General features: G+C 72.6%; 16 protein-coding genes and 2 pseudogenes. 14 read left to right on the forward strand and 4 right to left on the reverse strand.

What is annotated here, in order from left to right:
- Positions 1–151: 151 nt before the first annotated feature.
- The 9 genes and pseudogenes from ACWC9T_RS16735 to ACWC9T_RS16775 all read left to right on the forward strand — a co-directional run.
- A pseudogene (locus tag ACWC9T_RS16735) lies at positions 152–1,264 on the forward strand (lantibiotic dehydratase); the annotation flags it as partial.
- Between the two features lie 428 nt (positions 1,265–1,692).
- Positions 1,693–2,001 carry a hypothetical protein gene (locus ACWC9T_RS16740; RefSeq protein ID WP_449821788.1) on the forward strand — a complete coding sequence of 103 codons (309 nt, stop codon included), beginning with the start codon at positions 1,693–1,695 and terminating at the stop codon, positions 1,999–2,001.
- A gap of 61 nt (positions 2,002–2,062) precedes the next feature.
- Positions 2,063–3,559, forward strand: a complete 1,497-nt coding sequence (locus tag ACWC9T_RS16745; protein WP_449821789.1) for a GNAT family N-acetyltransferase — start codon at positions 2,063–2,065, stop codon at positions 3,557–3,559.
- On the forward strand, positions 3,556–4,497 hold the full coding sequence (locus ACWC9T_RS16750) for an NUDIX domain-containing protein (protein WP_449821790.1): 942 nt from the start codon (positions 3,556–3,558) through the stop codon (positions 4,495–4,497). Before ACWC9T_RS16745 ends, ACWC9T_RS16750 begins: the two co-directional genes overlap by 4 nt.
- Before the next feature lie 39 nt (positions 4,498–4,536).
- Complete coding sequence (locus ACWC9T_RS16755) at positions 4,537–5,739, forward strand: protein-L-isoaspartate O-methyltransferase family protein (protein ID WP_449821791.1); 1,203 nt, start codon at positions 4,537–4,539, stop codon at positions 5,737–5,739.
- Positions 5,740–6,447: 708 nt separating this feature from the next.
- The gene (locus ACWC9T_RS16760; protein WP_449821792.1) at positions 6,448–6,579 is read left to right on the forward strand and encodes a hypothetical protein; all 132 of its coding nucleotides are present in this window, start codon (positions 6,448–6,450) and stop codon (positions 6,577–6,579) included.
- A 116-nt stretch (positions 6,580–6,695) separates the two neighbouring features.
- Positions 6,696–7,277: an NUDIX domain-containing protein gene (locus ACWC9T_RS16765; RefSeq protein WP_449821793.1), complete on the forward strand. Its 582-nt coding sequence runs from the start codon at positions 6,696–6,698 to the stop codon at positions 7,275–7,277.
- Entirely contained in the window at positions 7,274–7,963 is a 690-nt protein-coding gene (locus ACWC9T_RS16770; protein ID WP_449821794.1) for an isochorismatase family protein, read from the forward strand. Before ACWC9T_RS16765 ends, ACWC9T_RS16770 begins: the two co-directional genes overlap by 4 nt.
- Positions 7,960–8,517, forward strand: coding sequence for a 5'-3' exonuclease H3TH domain-containing protein (locus ACWC9T_RS16775; RefSeq protein WP_449821863.1), 558 nt, complete (start codon positions 7,960–7,962; stop codon positions 8,515–8,517). Before ACWC9T_RS16770 ends, ACWC9T_RS16775 begins: the two co-directional genes overlap by 4 nt.
- Positions 8,518–8,559: 42 nt before the next feature.
- On the opposite strand, the pseudogene ACWC9T_RS16780 reads toward ACWC9T_RS16775, so the two are convergent.
- The 3 genes and pseudogenes from ACWC9T_RS16780 to ACWC9T_RS16790 form a co-directional block, all read right to left on the reverse strand.
- Positions 8,560–9,233: pseudogene (locus ACWC9T_RS16780) on the reverse strand (GDP-mannose 4,6-dehydratase); the annotation flags it as partial.
- A gap of 684 nt (positions 9,234–9,917) precedes the next feature.
- Entirely contained in the window at positions 9,918–12,398 is a 2,481-nt protein-coding gene (locus ACWC9T_RS16785) for a Tex family protein (protein WP_449821795.1), read from the reverse strand.
- Positions 12,399–12,590: 192 nt separating this feature from the next.
- Entirely contained in the window at positions 12,591–13,169 is a 579-nt protein-coding gene (locus ACWC9T_RS16790; protein ID WP_449821796.1) for a hypothetical protein, read from the reverse strand.
- A gap of 74 nt (positions 13,170–13,243) precedes the next feature.
- Between ACWC9T_RS16790 and ACWC9T_RS16795 the strand changes: the two genes are divergently transcribed.
- From ACWC9T_RS16795 to ACWC9T_RS16810, 4 genes are all read left to right on the forward strand, one after another.
- Positions 13,244–14,143 (forward strand): aminoglycoside phosphotransferase family protein, encoded by a 900-nt coding sequence (locus ACWC9T_RS16795; RefSeq protein WP_449821797.1) that lies wholly within the window; start codon positions 13,244–13,246, stop codon positions 14,141–14,143.
- A gap of 89 nt (positions 14,144–14,232) precedes the next feature.
- Positions 14,233–14,745, forward strand: coding sequence for a DUF6232 family protein (locus tag ACWC9T_RS16800; protein ID WP_449821798.1), 513 nt, complete (start codon positions 14,233–14,235; stop codon positions 14,743–14,745).
- On the forward strand, positions 14,742–15,065 hold the full coding sequence (locus tag ACWC9T_RS16805) for a hypothetical protein (protein WP_449821799.1): 324 nt from the start codon (positions 14,742–14,744) through the stop codon (positions 15,063–15,065). Before ACWC9T_RS16800 ends, ACWC9T_RS16805 begins: the two co-directional genes overlap by 4 nt.
- A 92-nt stretch (positions 15,066–15,157) precedes the next feature.
- On the forward strand, positions 15,158–15,790 hold the full coding sequence (locus ACWC9T_RS16810; RefSeq protein WP_449821800.1) for a TetR family transcriptional regulator: 633 nt from the start codon (positions 15,158–15,160) through the stop codon (positions 15,788–15,790).
- Between the two features lie 60 nt (positions 15,791–15,850).
- On the opposite strand, the gene ACWC9T_RS16815 is transcribed toward ACWC9T_RS16810, so the two are convergent.
- Complete coding sequence (locus ACWC9T_RS16815; protein WP_449821801.1) at positions 15,851–16,786, reverse strand: pentapeptide repeat-containing protein; 936 nt, start codon at positions 16,784–16,786, stop codon at positions 15,851–15,853.
- A 131-nt stretch (positions 16,787–16,917) separates the two neighbouring features.
- On the opposite strand from ACWC9T_RS16815, the gene ACWC9T_RS16820 reads away from it, so the two are divergent.
- Positions 16,918–17,568 (forward strand): GNAT family N-acetyltransferase, encoded by a 651-nt coding sequence (locus ACWC9T_RS16820; RefSeq protein WP_449821802.1) that lies wholly within the window; start codon positions 16,918–16,920, stop codon positions 17,566–17,568.
- The last annotated feature ends 21 nt before the right edge of the window (positions 17,569–17,589 follow it).

Below are 17,589 nucleotides of genomic sequence, written 5' to 3' on the forward strand. Positions count from 1 at the left end.
GCCCGAACCCCACACAGGCCCCGCCGAGGCCGCCGCGACCGATCCGTCGGTGACGGGAGCGGAGCCGCTTGCTCGTTACTGACCCACGCTCCTAGTCGTCCCCCACCGGCCGGTCGTCCAGCCCGGCGGCGGAACGGCCGCAGGCGAGACGACCCTGCGCCACACCCGGCCCGTCGCCTTCGCTCTCGCCGCCGCACGCCAGCCGCTCCGCTTCCAGGACCTGGCCGACAAGGTCCACGCCGAGTTCCCCACCGCAACCGCCGAACAGGTCACCGGCATCCTGTCCGAGCTCGTCACCCAGCGGGCGCTCATCACGAACCTTCACACCCCGGCAACCGATCCCGACCCTCTCGAGCCCCTCCTGACCGCCTTGGAAAAGGCCGGAGCCAAGCAAGTCGCCAATGCCGCCGAGATCCTGGCGGATCTGCGTACCGCTGACGGCAGCCTTCCAGCTCCGGCCGTCGATCTGCGGCTGGACGCCGACCTGGTCCTCCCGCAAGCGGTGGCCGACGAGGCCGCGCGAGCCGCCCACCTGTTGGCCAGGCTCAGCGCCGCTCCCAACGGCACGGCAGCATGGCGGTCCTACCATCAGAAGTTCTACGAGCGCTACGGCCGCGGCGCGCTGGTGCCGCTGCTCGACATGGTGGCCGACAGTGGGATCGGCTGGCCCGACGGGCACGCCACGCCGCCCTCTACTTCACCCGCGGCCCGCCTCCCCGCGATGAGCGCCATCCGCGGCCTCGAGCCGATCGTCAACCTCGCCCGCCTCCACATCCGCGCCGGCCACCACCAGCACGGCCACCAACTCCTCCTCAACCTCTACCGAGCCGTCACCACCGCCACCGAGACGACCCTCGATGGCATCACCGTCCCGGCCCGCCTCACCGAGAACGACCAGCACCGCGGCGAGGTCCGCCAGTGGCTGTGGCGGGTCGTCATCGCCGACGGCACCCGCGCCCTCACCTCCGCCGGCCGCTGGGGCGAAGCCCTACGCCACATCGAGGAACATCGCGGCATCGGCCGGCGCATCCTCGACGGCCGCCAGACCGCAGTCCTCGCCGCCGCCACCACCGGCGACCTGTCCGGCGCCCTCGCGCTACTGGAGGACACCGAGCCGGGCGACCCCTGGGAGGACGCCGTCACCGCGCTGCTCACCGCGCTGTGCCGACCTGGTGAACGACACGCCGACGCCGCCATCGGCCACTGTCTCATCTTCGAACCGGGCCCGAAACCTGCTCAGACGCCTGGCCAATCGAACGAGTGAATCCGGCGACGGCTACGCGCTACGCGACCTCCTCACCCACCACGGCGTCCGCGACCACCTCGAACCCGGCAGGGCGACCGCGCTCGAACAGGCTCTCGCCGCCTGCGCACTGGGTTCCACCACCATGCCAACGCCGTTCACGACCGGCTGGAGGACGCTCTCGGCCGCGCCGCCAAGGTGCTCGAAAACTCCCCGTTCGACCCGGGCTCGCCCGGAGGCGACCCGCTTGAACGCCGGACTCGATCAGCGTCATCATCAGACACTCCTCGACCGCAAATCCGGCCTAACTCTGCATCTGGGCTGCCAACTTGAGCTTCCGCCGCCTGCCGCTGCGGTGGTTCCGCATACCGCGCGCTGTTCCTGCCTTGAGGAGCTGTGGTGAGAACCCTCGACTTGATGATCAGCGAGACGTGAAAGGAGGCAAACGCTTGAGCTCCGAGATCAAAGGCGTCGGCCCCTACACCGCGGGCATCATCGCCTCCCGCGCCTCCCGCAACCCGTCCGCCGTCGGCCTGGACGTATGGAACACCAAGCTCCTCGCCCGCCGACTCCTCCACAAGGACAACGCCACCCAGGAAGAGGTCCACCACCACCTGAGCGAACTCTTCCCCGGCCACCAAGGCACCGCCGCCCTCTACCTCGTCGAACACGAGTACCTGGCCACCCCAGTCGCCCCGCTCCTAGACCCCGACCACCTGGGCACGTGGAACCACGCCCTCGAAGACCCAACCGCCTGAGCCCACCACGCCCACGGATAGCCGTGCCCGTCCTCGTCCCCCGGTTCTGAAGGAGCCCCGCTTGCCGCCGTCCGCCGTCACCATCACCGCCGTCACCCGCGCCTACCTGGCCCACCACCCCACCGAACGCGCCAAGCTCGAACCGCTGCTCGCCATGCTGGCCTCCGAGCCTGCGCCGACCAGCCGCACGACGCTGCCCGCACACATCACCTGCAGCGCCGTCGTCATCAATCGCGAACAGCAGGTCCTGCACATCCACCACAAGGCCACCGGGCTGACGCTCTGCCCCGGCGGCCACGGCGAGGAATCCGACACCAGCCTGCTGGCCACCGCAATGCGGGAAGTCACCGAGGAGGCCGGCATCCCGCCCGAGGCGCTGTGCCTGGTCCCACAGCTCCTCGCCCAGCCCGTCGACATCGACCTGAACGACATCGACCCGAACCCCGACAAGGGTGAGGGCACCCACCAGCACTACGACTTCCGGTTCGCCTTCTACCTCGCCGACGCAGCAACACCCGAAATGGCGCTCCAGGCGGAGGAGGTCACCGGCTGCGAGTGGCGCCCCTTCGAGCAGGTCGCCTCCCCGTCGCTGCGCGCCAAGCTGAGCACCGCGGGCCTGGACGGGCGGCCGGAACCGGTGAACGCCTCCGTGCTGATCCACGACGGCAACGGCCGCTACCTCCTGCACCTGCGCGATGCGTTCGGCCACATCTGGGCCCCGGGTGAGTTCAGTCTGCTCGGCGGTGGCCGCGAGCCGCAGGACCGTACGTTGGAGGACACGCTGCGGCGCGAGCTCGCCGAGGAGGCCCCCGGTCTCGAACTGGGTGCACTGGAGCCGCTCGTCGTGGAGCAGGCCATCGGCGCCGACGGTCTGTGTGTGCCCGTCCAGGTCTACACCGCCCGCTGGGCCGGCGACCCGGATGCGGTGGGCCTGACCGAGGGCGTCCTGCTGCGCTGGTTCACCCCGGACATGCTGAACCGGTTGCGGCTTCGCACTTCGACGCGCGATCTGCTGCTCGCCCACGCGGCGCAGACCCGGGACAGTGTGGCCGTCCGACCACCCGCACCGCGCCCACCTCACCGACCGGCCGCGACCGCCGGGGCAGGCCTGCGGCGGGCGGTGCCGTCGGACGCGGGTGAGCTGACCCGGCTGCGCCTGGTCATGCTCGCTTCCGCCGGCACTGTTCCCGAGCGGGAGTGGTCGGGCGAGTGCGAGCGGTGGTTCGCCGACCGGCTCGCCGGTGACGAGCGGTTCGCCGCGTTCGTCATCGACGACGGCACCCGCCTGCTGTCCTGCGCGGTGGCTCAGTACACCGACCGCATGCCCAGGCCCGGTCAAGGACCGTACGTCGGGCACATCGCCTCCGTCGCGACCGACCCCGCCCACCGCCGCCAGGGCCACGCCCGGCGGGTCGTCGCGGCCGTGCACGACTGGCTGACCGCCCACGGCTGCGGACAGATCAACCTCACCGCGTCCCCGGACGCCGAGGAGCTGTACCGCTCGCTCGGCTACCGGGACCTCGCCGGCCCGACCTCGCTGACCTGGAGCGCCCGATGACCGACCAGCCACCGTTCGACCTGCTCGCCGAAGCCCGGGCCGCCGGCGCGCAGCACCTGGCCACCGCGGTCCTGCTCGTCAACCACCGTGCCGAGGTGCTGCTGGTGCGCCGGGCGGCCACCGCGCGGCTGGGCGGGCTGTGGGAGCTGCCAGGTGGCGGCATCGAGGATGGCGAGAGCCCCCTGGTGACCGCGCGGCGCGCCGCGGCGACCGGCATCACCGGGGCGCGGGTCACCGCCTACCTCGGTTACAGCGACTACGACAACGCCCGCGGCCGACGGGTGCGCGAGTTCGCCTTCGCCGCCACCCTCGACCACCCGCAGGACGTCGTCCTCAGCGCCGAGCACGATGTGCACCGGTGGGTGCTGCCCGCCGACCTTCCCGACCGGCTCGCCGACCACGAGCGAGACCTGATCGGCCGACATGCCGCCCAGCCCAAGCCCTACCCCGGCTACCTCCCCCTGCCCTCCTACCTGGCCGGTATCCCCGCCGCCACGATGTGGGCCGACCTCTTCCTCACCACCGCCGAGGGCAAGGTGGTCCTGCTGCGCTCCACCAACCCCGCCAAGGGACTTCAATTTCCTGGCGGGGACGCCGACTTCACCGACCCGAACCCACTGCACACCGCGGTGCGCGAGACCTTCGAGGAGACCGGCCTTCGGTACTCGCCCGACCCGGAACTGCTGCCGCTGGTGGCCACCGTCGTCGAGGGGCCCCGGGCCGGCTGGCCGACGAAGATCGGGTTCATCCACGCGGCGCCGACGCTCACGGCCGCGCAGCTCGCCGCGATCCGGCTCGACCCGCGCGAGCACGACGAGGTCGTCACCGTCTCCGAGGCGCAGCTCGAGGACGGGACCGGAGCCCACGACCACGCCCTGACGCGCGCCGTGCTGGCCGCGGTGCGCAGCGGTGTCCCGGCCCACATCGTGCGTCCCTGACCACCGACGAACCACGACGAACCACCGACGGGAGACCCGGTGAACGCTACGCCAAGAAGCACAGCACCTGACCTGTGCGCCGTCGAGGGGCCGCCCGCGACGGCGGACGCCACCACTGTCGGCTCGGTGCCCAGCGGCTACGCGCTCGCTTTGGCCGCGGAGCCCGGGGTCCACAACCCGGCGGTCGTCGCGGCGATGGCCGCCGTGCCGCGCCACCACCTCATCCCGCGCGCCTACCTACCGCTGGGCGAGGAGCGGCCGACAAAGCGCTGGCGGCTGCTGGACGCCGACGGAGACCGGGCCGCGTACCGGGCGCTCGTCTACTCCATGGATCAGGTGGTCGTCCAACTCGCCGACCAACCGGCCGCCGAACACACGGTTGGCGCCGTCTACACCGGCCGGCCCTGCGCCCAGAGTTCCGGCGCCGGGCTCCTCGCCCGCACCCTGCAGGACCTGAAGGTCGTCTCGGGAGACCGGTTCCTCGAACTGGGGGCGTGCACGGGCTACCTGTCGGCGGTCGCCCACTGCCTGACCGGGCGCCAGGTCACCGGCGTCGAGTGCGACCGCGACCTGGTGCGCCAGGCCACGCCCAGGCTCCGGGAGATCTGCGCCGACGTGCGGCTTCTGGCCCGCGACGCGCTGCGCGGCCTGCCCGAAGGCACCTGGGACAAGATCGCCGCCAGTTTCGCCGTGCCCGCCGTCCCGGCCGGCTGGCTGCGCCGCCTGGCGCCGGGCGGTCTGCTGCGCACGACCATCAACCCCGGCGCGCCCGGCTGGCACGCCACCGCCCTCGTCGAACATGACAGGGGCGGTGCTTTCTCGGGCACGCTGACCGCCGACCTGTGGGGGCACGTCCCGGCCCGAGGCTCCGGCTGGCTGCCGGTACCCGGGCAATGCTCAGTCGGCGTCGCCACGCGCACGGCCGTCCTGGCGCCGCCCCCGCACTCCGAGCGCGGCTTCTGGGTCGCGGTCGGCCACCTGCTGCCCGGGGTGCGCCGCTTCTGGAGCCCGGCCGGAGGTGAGGATGTGGTGCTCGTGGGCACCGACGGGTCGCGCGCCCACATCGCCCCGGACGGTGCCACCGTCACCGAGTGGGGCCCGCGCGCCCTGTGGCAGCTCGCCGAGGACGTCCACGAGCGCTGGGCCGCTGCCGGCCGGCCGGACGCCTACCGGTTGGAGCTGACCGACCAGGAGCAGCGCGTCATCGGCGGCCCGGGCCTGCACTGGGTACTGCCGCTGTGACCGTGGCCTCGTCGTCGCACTGCGGGTGTTCCGTGATCGCCTCGCCGCCGCGCCGGTGTAACGCGGCCGGAGGAGGACGGTGCGCCCGGCCGCCACCCGGGTCGGCGCGTGCACCGCCATCCTGCCCGTGCCCTTCGACGAGTTTTGGAGCCGCCCAGTGATCTGGCCATGCCGCAAGCCTCGACCCGAGTTCCGGCCCTCGGCCGGTGAGCTGCGCCTGTTCGGGGCCAAGTTCGGCTACGACTTCGGGTTCGCCCGGCACGAGAGCGTCACCGCTGATGCCACGCTGCGCCGCGTCGTCCGGCAGATCCCGGCCATGCTGGTCCCTGCCTGGCGCCTGGCATGGCAGGCCGACCGGCGGGCCCTGGTCGGCGTGGTGTGCGCCGAGGTCGGCCGTGCCGTCTCCGCCGCGGTTGCGCTGGTGGCGACCAACCGGGTGCTGGCCGAGCTACTGGCCGGCGGTAGTGCCACGCAGAGTCTGCACCGCGCGGTGGTTCCGCTGCTGGTCGCGGGTGCGGCGACCGGCGCGGCGAGTTGGCTGTCGTCGGCCTCGACGTGGGCGGCGGCGGTCCTGGAGCCCCAGGTCGAGCGGATCACCACCCTGACGCTGCTGCGGCACGCCGACTCGGTCGAGCTCGCCGCCCTGGAGGACGCGGAGTTCGCGCGGACCCTGGAGAGTGCGCGGTTCGGAGCGGACTCGGTGGGCTCATGGGCAACGGGCCGGCCCCGGGCCGGCCCGGGCGCGGCAGCTACCGCACCGCCTACCTACTCCAGGCCCGCCAGTACGGCAACACCCCGCTGCCTGGACAGCGCCACCCCCGTACTCCCGACCGGACCTGACCGCCCGACAGGGTCGGCCGGCCGACGACGATGCCCGGCGCGCCCAGCCCGACCACTCATCCTGACCGTCCCCTCCCGCTGCTCACCACCGCCCGCCAGCCCGAAGGAGTCCGTCCTTGAGCCTGCCCACCGTCACCCGTCAGCCGGCCGTTCCGAAGCCGTGGCAGCACCACAGCCGCGCCACCCTGCTGGACACCGGCTCGTACCTGATCCATCGCGACACGGTGACCCAGCCCGACGGCACCGAAGGGGCCATCGAATTCCACCAGGCCCGGGTCGACGGGGCTCTGACGATCGCCCTGGACAACCAGGGCCGCATCGCCATGGTCCGCTACCGCAGCTACGTCCACGGCGAGGTCCTCACCCCGCCGGGCGGCAGCCTCGACCCGGGCGAGGACCCGCTCGACGCCGCGCGGCGCGAACTCAAGGAGGAGGCGGGCATCACGGCCACCACTTGGAGCAGGCTCGGCGAGATCGCCCTGATGACCAAGTCCACGGCCAGGCTCCACATGTTCATCGCCCGGGATCTGACGCTCGGTGAGCAGGAGCTGACCGGCGCCGAGACGGGCATGACCGTGGAGTGGTGGCCGCTGCAGGAGGCGGTGGCCGCCGCGATGGACGGCACGCTCCTGCTCTCCGGCGCCGCGGTGTCGGTCCTGATGGCCGCCAACACCATCCACTCCAAGGGGTGCGCGTGAACGCCTTGTCTCCGGCCGACGCCCCCGCCCTGCTGCACGCCTGGTCGATCCCGCAGCGCGAGTACGCCCGCCAGGAGGAGCGTCGCGGCCGCCGTCACGCATACACCCGGCTCGATCCGGCCTGCACCGCGCTGGTGGTGATCGACATGGTGCCGTTCTTCGACGGGCCGTACGCGCGCGGGGTGATCCCGCAGATCCAGGACCTGGCGGGCGCTCTGCGGGAGGCCAGCGGCCTGGTGGCCTGGGTGCTGCCGGGACCCGGTGGGCCGAGTGCGGCCCGCGAGGAGTTCTACGGCCCCGAGATCGCGGAGCTGTACCGGACCTCCGGCGGCAGCGGCCCGCTCGCCGGGCGCCTGTGGCCGCAGTTCACCGTGGACGAAGGGCGCGACCTGCTCGTGGAGAAGGCCGCGGCCAGCGCGTTCTTCCCCGGCTTCTGCCCGCTGCCCGGCCTGCTGGCCGAGCGTGGCATCGACACCGTGGTGGTGTGCGGGGTCGTCACCGACGTGTGCGTGGCCGGGTCGGCGCGCGACGCCTTCACCCTGGGCCTGCGGGTGATCGTGGTAGCCGACGGCACGGCCGCCGGCAGCGACGAGGTCCACAACGCCACCTTGCGGACCCTCTACCGGTCCTTCGCCGACGTGCGGCCCACCACGGAGGTCCTCGACCTGATCCGGGCGGGCCGGTGACCCCGCCCCCGGCCCGCGGCGCGCACACCGATGCCGACAGCCGGCCGGATCGCCCGGGCACGCTGTGGCGGCAGCCGATCATCGCCATCCAGGCCGCCGCTTCCCGACCGGTGCTGATCATGTCGCGGGACATGGACTTCTACCAGCTCCTCGACGATCGCGTGCGTATCCTCAACCGCTCCTGGAAGGCGTCCCAGCGGATCATCACCGCCGACGAGGTCGTCGGCCGGTTCGGCGTCACCCCCGCGCAGTGGCCGGCCTTCCGCGCCCTGACCGGCGACACGTCCGACAACATCCCCGGCATCCGGCGCGTCGGTGCGAAGGCCGCCGTCACCCTGCTGCGCGACGGGATGCGGCTGTGTGACCTGCCCGGCTCCGGGCGGCTGACCGGCGCCAAGGGCACGGCGATCACCACCGCCTGGGCCGACGTGCTCCGCTGGGAGGAGATGATCACGGTGCGCCGCGACCTGGACGTGCCCATCTCCCTCAACGGCCAGGCGAGCCCCCAGCTGCCCAAGCCCGCCGACGTCGTCGAGAAGCTGGGGCTGTGGTGACCGGCGCCGTGGGCTCGGTCCTGGCCGCCTTCGCGCACCCCGATCGAGGTTGCCGAGCAGGAGCTTGTCCTGGAGGCCAAGCTTGATCTGGGCGACCGCCAGCGAGATCTTCCGGGTCACGAGCTCGGCGCCCCGGCGCGGCGGCTCGTGGTTGAACAGGATCCCCGAGATGCCGTACATCCCCTATGAATCGCGGTAGTTGCGGGTGATGTAGTGCCCGTAAGTCTTCACCACGCCGTACGGGCTACGCGGGTGGAAGACGGTGCGCTCGTTCTGCGGGGTCTCGACGACCATGCCGAAAATCTCGGAGCTGGAGGCCTGGTAGAAGCGGATCTGTCCGGCCCCGTCGGCGGCGCCGGACGGCTTGTTGATGCCGCTGACGATCCGGATGGCCTCCAGCACCCGCAGCACCCCGGTGCTGTTGACCTCGGTGACGAGTTCCGGCTGACGCCAGGACATCGGCACGAAGGAGATCGCCCCGAGGTTGTAGCCTCGTCGGGCTGGATCGCGTCGACCGCCGAGACCAGACCGCTCTGGACCATCAGGTCGCCGTCGAAGAAGTGCAGTTCGGGGATCAGGTGGCTGATCGGATCCTTCCGCGGATTGGCCTGCCCCCTGGTCAGGCCTCAGACCTCGTACCCCAGGGAGATCAGGTGCTCGGCCAGGTACGATCCGTCCCGACCGGTCACCCCAGTGATCAGTGCACCTTTGGTCATCGTTCTCCTTCAGCCACACCTCGCGGGCCGCTCCCGGCGCCCAGCCAGCGAAGCAGAGGCGCGGCTAAGGAATTTCCGAGACTTCCGGGCGATCCGGCGGCTCAGCCGAACGCCGCTACCCGCGTCGGCGGAAGTCCGGTCGATACGGAATTGACGATTCCCTGACTCGCCCAACGGGCGGGCCTGGTGTGATTATTGGGGCGCGCCGGCCAGTGTCCGGCGCGACATCGACTGGGGGTCAAATTGAAGAGTGTTGTGAGACGTGCGTCTCTTGGTGGAGTCGCACTGATCGCGGCCACCGGCCTGCTGATGACGATTTCTCCTGCGGCCTCGGCCGCCCCGGTGAGCTCGCAGCAGGCGCAGATCGACTCGAAGGCGCAGCACGGGCCGGCGACGGGCAGCCGCCTTCCCAGCGGCGAGCTCGCTCCGCAGTCCAGCCCGCTGCACCTGCTCAACGGGTACGTCACCTTCTCCAAGTCCGGGTACGCCATCGACGCTCCGGCGTCGGTGCTGACGAAGGTGCCTGCGGCGCAGCTCGCACAGCTGCGGTCGTACGTGGCGGACGTGAACGCCAACATCAGGAGCGGGAAGCTCGAAATGTCGCCGGACGGCGTGGCGGTTCCCACCGGCGTGCTTCCCGCACCCACCGGCCCCGGCCGTTTCCGCTGCCGCCATCGCGACCGCTCAGCGCCGCCCGGAGCGCCGGTCGCCCGAGCCGCCCTCGCCGCCACCGGCAAGGCCCGCGCGGCGCAGCGCGTCCGCCATGGCGCTGTTGGCCGGCGCGCCGCCGCCGAAGCCGCCCCGATCGCCGCGGTCGCGCCGGTCCTGCCCGCCGCGGCCGCCCTGACCGCCCTGACCGCCCTGACCGCCGCCGCGCCGCTCCTGGCGCGGCGGGCGGGCCTGCCGCTCGCCCCGGTCGCCGCCGCGGTCGCCCCGGTCGCCGCGCTCGTGGCCGACCTCGTCGTCCAACCGCAGGGTGAGCCCGATCCGCTTGCGCGGCACGTCCACCGAGAGCACCCGGACCTTGACGATGTCGCCGGGCTTGACCACCTCGCGCGGGTCCTTGACGAAGTTCTTCGACAGCGCCGAGACGTGCACCAGCCCGTCCTGGTGGACGCCCACGTCGACGAAGGCGCCGAAGGCGGCGACGTTGGTGACCACGCCCTCCAGCACCATGCCGACCTCCAGGTCGCCGATCTTGTCGACGCCCTCCTTGAAGACGGCGGTGCGGAAGGCCGGACGCGGGTCGCGGCCCGGCTTGTCCAGCTCGCCGAGGATGTCGGTGACGGTCGGGACACCGAAGGTGTCGTCGGCGAAGTCGGCCGGGCGAAGCGCGCGCAGCCGCTCGCTGTTGCCGATCAGCTCGCGCAGTTCCCCACCGGTCGAGGCGAGGATGCGGCGCACCACCGGGTAGGCCTCGGGGTGCACGCTGGAGCCGTCCAGCGGGTCCTCGCCGCCGGGGATGCGCAGAAAGCCGGCGCACTGCTCGAAGGCCTTGGGGCCGAGCCGGGCGACGTCCTTGAGCTGCTTGCGGGTGCGGAACGGGCCGTTGGCGTCGCGGTGGGCGACGATGTTGTCGGCCAGCGTGGCGGTGACGCCGGAGACCCGGGTGAGCAGCGGCGCCGAGGCGGTGTTGACGTCCACGCCGACGGCGTTGACGCAGTCCTCGACCACGGCGTCCAGCGAGCGGGAGAGCTTCACCTCGCTCAGGTCGTGCTGGTACTGGCCGACACCGATCGACTTGGGGTCGATCTTGACCAGTTCGGCCAGCGGGTCCTGGAGACGGCGGGCGATCGAGACCGCGCCGCGGATCGACACGTCGAGGTCCGGCAGCTCCTGTGAGGCGAACGCGGAGGCCGAGTAGACCGAGGCGCCGGCCTCGCTGACCATCGCCTTGGTGAGTCCCAGCTCGGGGTGGCGCTTGATCAGGTCCTCGGCGAGCTTGTCGGTCTCCCGGGAGGCGGTGCCGTTGCCGATCGCGACCAGGTCGACGTCGTGCTTCCTCGCCAGCGCGGCCAGGGCGGCCAGGGCCGCGTCCCACTTGTTGGCGGGCTGGTGCGGGTAGATCGTCTCGTAGGCGACGACCTTGCCGGTGGCGTCCACCACGGCGACCTTCACGCCGGTGCGGAAGCCCGGATCCAGGCCCATGGTGGCGCGGGTGCCGGCCGGGGCGGCGAGCAGCAGGTCGCGCAGGTTGGCGGCGAACACGCGCACCGCCTCGTCCTCGGCCTCGGCGCGCAGCCGGGCGCGCAGGTCGATGCCCAGCCGGACCAGGATGCGGGTGCGCCAGGCCCAACGGACGGTGTCGCCCAGCCACTTGTCGGCCGGGCGGCCGCGGTCGGCGATGCCGAAGCGGCTGGCGATGCGCTGCTCGTAGTCGTTCTCGCCGGGCAGGTCGCCTTCGGACTCGCCGTCGTAGGGCGAGAGTTCGAGGTCGAGCACCTCCTCCTTCTCGCCGCGCAGCATCGCCAGGATGCGGTGCGAGGGGAGCTTGGTGTAGGGCTCGGCGAAGTCGAAGTAGTCGGCGAACTTGGCGCCGTCGCCCTCCTTGCCGTCGCGGACCCTGGCGACCAGGCGGCCGCGGGTCCACATCCGCTCGCGCAGCGAGCCGACCAGGTCGGCGTCCTCGCCGAAGCGCTCGACCAGGATCGCCCGGGCACCCTCCAGGGCGGCCGGGCCGTCCGCCACCGACTCGCCCAGGTACCGGGCGGCGAGCGCGGCCGGGTCCTGCGTCGGGTCGGCGAGCAGGGTGTCGGCCAGCGGCTCCAGCCCGGCCTCGCGGGCGATCTGCGCCTTGGTGCGCCGCTTGGGCTTGAAGGGCAGGTAGATGTCCTCCAGGCGGGCCTTGGAGTCGGCGGCGAGCACCTGGGCGCGCAGCGCGTCGTCCAGCTTGCCCTGGGCCTCGATCGACTCCAGGACGGCCGCCCGGCGCTCCTCCAGCTCGCGCAGGTAGCGCAGCCGCTCCTCCAGGGTGCGCAGCTGGGCGTCGTCCAGCGACCCGGTGACCTCCTTGCGGTACCGGGCCACGAAGGGGACGGTCGCGCCGCCGTCGAGCAGGTCGACGGCCGCCTTCACCTGCCCCTCGCGGACGCCCAGTTCCTCGGCGATCTTCCGCTCGATCGCCTGCTGGGCCTGCCTGGCCCCCTGCTCGACTGGCGTGGTCACGAAGCCGGTCACCTTCTCCTTCAGAGCGTTCGCCGTACGCCCTGCATTCTGGCAGGTACCGGTGACGCCTCCCGGCCGCACCCGGGGCGGCGGGCGTGGCGCGATCCCCGCGGCGGCCCCAATCAGGCTTGAGCGGGGCAAAGTTGTGGCTTCCTACCCGGACGGGCCGGGGCGGGACGATCGGGGTGCGGGTCACACCAGCGTGAGCGAGCCACTGGGCCGGCCGTCGGCGGCGAGTTCGATCACCGTGGTGCGGCCGCCCGAGGTCAGCGTGAGCCGGTCCGGGCCGTCCCAGGCGGCGTCGATCGATTCGCCGGACGCGTACGTCGCGTAGGCGATCTGCCAGCGGCGGGTGGCCAGGCCGGTGCCCTGGTCGATGAAGAACCGCTGGGCGGAGTCGAGCACCCCGCCCTCCTCCTGGTGGACGATCCGCCGGTCGGGGCGGCTGGGCACCCCCAGTGTCTCGGTCACCCGGGGGCCGTCCAGGAAAACCCACATCGGCACGGCGGCCACCGCCGTCAGCATGACGACGGCGCCCAGGACCACCCGGACCCAGGCCCGCCAGGTGACGCAGTACAGCACCACGAGCAGCAGCGGCAGCGCCACCGTGCCCAGCAGCAGCGGCCGGTCGAACCACTCGCGGAGCACCAGCAGGCCGCCCAGGCGCCGGCCGTACCGTCCGGTCGCGCCCAGCAGCGTGAGCAGCACCAACGCACCCAGCGCCGCGCGCAGTGCCCGGCGCTCCCCGTCCGTCCGCTGACTGATCACCATCTCCTCACCTTATCGGGCCCGGTAGTTCGGGAATCCGGCTGAAGCCCGGCGATCTGCGCTGTACGCTGCCGGGCATGTGCGCTGCCGCCCGGATGCACCCCGATGAACCGGTCGTCGACGCGGCCCTGGTACGGCGGTTGATCTCCGCCCAGTTCCCCGAGTGGGTGGGTCTTCCGGTCACGCCGGTCGGGTCCGCCGGGACGGACAACGCGATGTTCCGGCTCGGGCCCGAACTCGCCGTCCGACTGCCCCGGGTGGAGTGGGCGGCCGGGGACGTCCGCCGGGAGCACCAGTGGCTGCCCCGACTGGCACCGCGACTGCCGCTGCCCGTCCCCGCACCGGTCGCCGTCGGCCGCCCCGCCGCCGGCTACCCGTGGGAGTGGTCGGTGCTGCGCTGGCTCGACGGCGTCAACCCTGCCGTCGGCGCCCTCGCCGCCCCCGACGCCCTGGCCCGCGACCTGGCCGGCTTCGTCAACGGGCTGCGTGCCGCCAACCCCGCTGGCGGCCCGGCCGGGCACCGCAGCCTCCCGCTCGCCTCCCGGGACGGCGCCACCCGCGCGGCGATCGCCCAGCTGGCCGACGCGATCGACACCGCCGCTGCAACCGCCCTGTGGGACAAGGCACTCCGCCTCCCCGAGTACGAGGGCCCGCCGACCTGGATGCACGGCGACCTCACCCCCGGCAACCTGCTGGTCTCCAGAACCGGCAGGCTCGCCGCCGTCATCGACTTCGCCCTTATGGGCGTCGGCGACCCCACCGCCGACCTGATCGTCGCCTGGAACCTGCTCCCCGCCGCCGCCCGCCCCACCTTCCGGGCCGCCCTGCACGCGGACGACGCGATGTGGGCCCGCGGCCGTGCCTGGGCGTTCTCCATCGCTCTGGTGACGATCCCCTACTACCGCCACACCGACCCGGCCCTGACCGCCAACGCCCGCCACGTCGTCCGCGAGGTCCTCGCCGACCGCAGCGTGTAGGACCGGTCCGGAGCTCCTCTCCGACGCACTCTCGCTGTCCGTGGCCATTGCTATGGTTCTCCCCGCCACTAGCTGTAGGGGGAACGGACTTGGCGCGGAATGTGATCGACGTCAGGGTGAGCCGACGGGTGCTGTGGATCGGCGGGGACGCGTACCCGCTGCAGCACATCGCCCGGGCCCGGCAGTTGGTGTGGTGGCCGCCCAAGCGCTCGCGGACCATTATCAGGTTCGTCCGGCAGGTGATCGGCCTGCTGTTCGCCGCCAGCTTCGTCGGCGCGCTCACCAAGAACGCGACGGACCAGACGCAGGCGGCCGTCATCCCGGGCGTGCTGCTGGTCGCCGCCCTCCTGTTCTGCCTCTACCGGTTCGTCACCCGGCTGCGGCAGAGGGCGGTGTACCAACTGGTCATCGACACCTCGAACTCGGCGACCACCGCCGTGGTGAGCCACGACGCCCGGCAGATCGGCAACCTGATCCAGATGATCATGGATGCGATCGACAACCCCCAGGCCGAGTTCGCACTCCAGGTCGAGAACGTCCACATCGGCGACAAGATCACCCAGTACGGCAACCACAACACCGGAAAGCGGGTCGGACCGTGAGCAACTCCTTCCACTTCGGCGACTCGGTCACCCAGCACGGCGACCACAACATCGGCATCGTCAAGAACCAGGGCCCGCTGGACCCCCAGGCGGCACTGCGCGAACTCACCGCCGCCGTACGACTGTTGCGCGACCAGGTGCCGGCCGAGGACCGGGAGGTGCTGGACGAGTCGCTGGAGGAGATCGGCGACGGCTCCACCGCCTCGCCGTCGGTGCTGCGGCGGGCGCTGCGCAACATCTCCGGGGTGGCCTCGCTGGTCCGGGCGGGCGCGCCGGTGGTGGAGTCGGTCCGGCAGATCATGGAGTCCTTCGACTCCTGATCCCTCGGCCCGGTCCCCCGGCTTCCGACATCCCGACTGTCATACCGAGTTAGAAACCTGCCCCGGTCAACCGCTGCTGTTAGCCTGGCCCCATGAGCGGACTGCGGGAACGCAAGAAGGAACGGACGCGACAGGCCATCTCCGAGGCGGCCATCGCGCTCTTCCTGGAACACGGCTTCGACCAGGTGTCGGTGGCGGACGTCGCGGCCGCCGCCGAGGTCTCCAAGCCGACCCTGTTCAGCTACTTCCCCAGCAAGGAGGACCTGGTCGTCCACCGCTTCGCCGACCACCAGGAGCAGGCGGCCGACGTGGTCCGCGGCCGGGACGCCGACGAGTCGGTGCTCGACGCCCTGCGCCGGGACTTCCTGGACGGCCTCGCCCGGCGCGACCCCGTCACCGGCCTCAACGACCACCCCCAGGTGCTGGCCTTCACCGCCCTGGTCTACGGCACCCCGAGCCTGGCCGCGCGGGTCGGCGCCTACGTCGCCCGCGCCGAACAGTCCCTCGCCGACGCCCTGCGCGAGGCCCCCGACCTCGCCCCGCCGCACGAGCTCACCGCCCCCCTGCTCGCCGCCCAGGTCACCGCCGCCCAACGCGTCCTCGCCCTGTACAACTGGCGCCGCATCCACGACGACGGCCGCACCGCCGACGACCTCCACCCCGAAGCCGTCGCCGACGCCACCCGCGCCTTCGACCTCCTCATCCACGGCTACGCCGCCGCGTGAACCGCGGTCCCGTTGCGAGGATCCGCTCCACCCCGAGCCGCGAACGGCAGCGAGGCGGGGCTACCGCCGACGCGGCCTGCCCGAGCGGCCGCCACCCCGTGGCCCGGCCCCGCCACGGGGCTTGCGCGGGGCGGCGGCGGGCACGGCGGCACTGACCGCCTCCGGCCAGTGGGTGGGGCGGATGAGGGTGGCGGGGAGACGGGTGGTGGCGTCGCCGCGGGCGGCGTTGAGCTGGGCCTGGGTGAGGAAGAGCGCCGAGGAGAGGTCGGCGCCGGAGAGGTCGGCGTCACGCAGGTCGGCGCCGATCAGGTCGGCGAGGCGCAGGTCGGCGCCGGAGAGGTCGGCGGCGACGAGGAGGGCGCCGCGGAGGTTGGCGCCGCGCAGGTCGGCGGCGCGCAGGCGGGCGCCGAAGAGGTCGGCGCCGCGGTGCTCGCGGCGGCGGGGGACGGAGGCGCGGACGAGTTCGCTGGCGCGCAGCAGCAGGTCGCTGACCTGCTGGCGGTGGGCGGGGACGTCGACGGCGAGGATCGCCTCGGGGGTGCCGGCAGCCAGGCGGTCGGTCTCCTCCAGGGCCTGGCGCAGGTCCGCGTGGACCGGGCGGGCGGGCTCGAAGGCGAGCGCCTCGGTGAGGTACCGGAGGAGTTCGTGGAGCTGCCGCACGATCGGGAACACGTCGAACATCGGCTGGGCGCTCGTGGGTTCCTCGCGCCAGCTGACCCCGCCGAAGGTGACCTGGGAGACCCGCTGTCCGGCGCCGAAGCAGTCGTAGACGGTGCAGCCCTGGAAGCCGCTGTCCCGCAGCCGGGCGTGGATGCCGCAGCTGAAGTCGGTCTGCAGGTTGCGGCAGGGGGTGCCGGCGGCCTTGTTGACGGCGAAGTCGGCGGTGGCCGCGAACGGCAGGGCGACGCAGCAGAGTCCGAAGCAGCTGCGGCAGTCGGATTGGAGCAGGGTCGGCGCGGCCGCCGTCCCGTCCTGCGGCGGCTCGGTCTCGCGCACGTTCCGGGGTCCTTCCAGCAGCTGGGCACCGGTCCGGCACCATGGACCAGAAATCCTACTGGGCAGAACCGCCCCCACATCAGTAAGGTGTGCAATCGAAGAGAGACCATTACGAACGGGGGAGAGGCGGCATGCCGCAGCCGAGCATCACCGAGCTGGTCCGGATGTGGATCAGCGGCTGGACCGTCTCCCGGGGCTCCGCCGATCCGGTGGAGCGGCCCTGGGGCTGGAGCATCGACGTCGGCGCACCGGTCGGGGAAGTGGGCCGGCACGTGCTGCCCGAGCCGACCGAGGCCGACGTCCGCGAGCTCGCCGAGACCATCACCGCGCCGACCACCTGGCTGAAGCTGTTCGCCGAGGACGACACGGTGCGCCCCTGGCTCGGCCCGCAGTGGCGGCTGGGCCCGCCGGGCTTCCTGATGACCGTCCCGCTCTCCGCCGAGCGGCCCGAGCTCCCGACCGGCCACACCGTGACCACCTGGACCAGGGGCGGGATCCTGCGGGTGCTGGTGCGCGCCGAGGACGGGCGCCTCGCCGCCCGGGGCCAGGCGGGCCTGGCCGGCCCGGTGGCCGTTCCGGACCAGATCGTGACCGCCCCCGAGCAGCGCCGCCGGGGCCTGGGCTCGGTGGTGATGCGGACCCTGCAGTCCGCCGCGTACGAGACCGGTGCCCGCACCGGCGTGCTGGTCGGCACGGCGGCCGGGCAGGCGCTCTACACCTCGCTGGGCTGGACCACCCACGCCCCGATGGCGAGCCTGGTCCTGGAAGAGCAGGAGGACTGACAAGCACGAGGACCCAAGCAG

It is taken from the genome of Kitasatospora sp. NPDC001159, assembly GCF_053598235.1.

Coding starts and splice junctions, on each gene's coding strand:
- ACWC9T_RS16750 (WP_449821790.1), top strand. CDS start 3,556: ATGACCGACCAGCCACCGTTCGACCTGCTCGCCGAAGCCCGGGCCGCC.
- ACWC9T_RS16810 (WP_449821800.1), top strand. CDS start 15,158: ATGAGCGGACTGCGGGAACGCAAGAAGGAACGGACGCGACAGGCCATC.
- ACWC9T_RS16790 (WP_449821796.1), bottom strand. CDS start 13,169: ATGGTGATCAGTCAGCGGACGGACGGGGAGCGCCGGGCACTGCGCGCG.
- ACWC9T_RS16760 (WP_449821792.1), top strand. CDS start 6,448: ATGGGCAACGGGCCGGCCCCGGGCCGGCCCGGGCGCGGCAGCTACCGC.
- ACWC9T_RS16820 (WP_449821802.1), top strand. CDS start 16,918: ATGCCGCAGCCGAGCATCACCGAGCTGGTCCGGATGTGGATCAGCGGC.
- ACWC9T_RS16795 (WP_449821797.1), top strand. CDS start 13,244: ATGTGCGCTGCCGCCCGGATGCACCCCGATGAACCGGTCGTCGACGCG.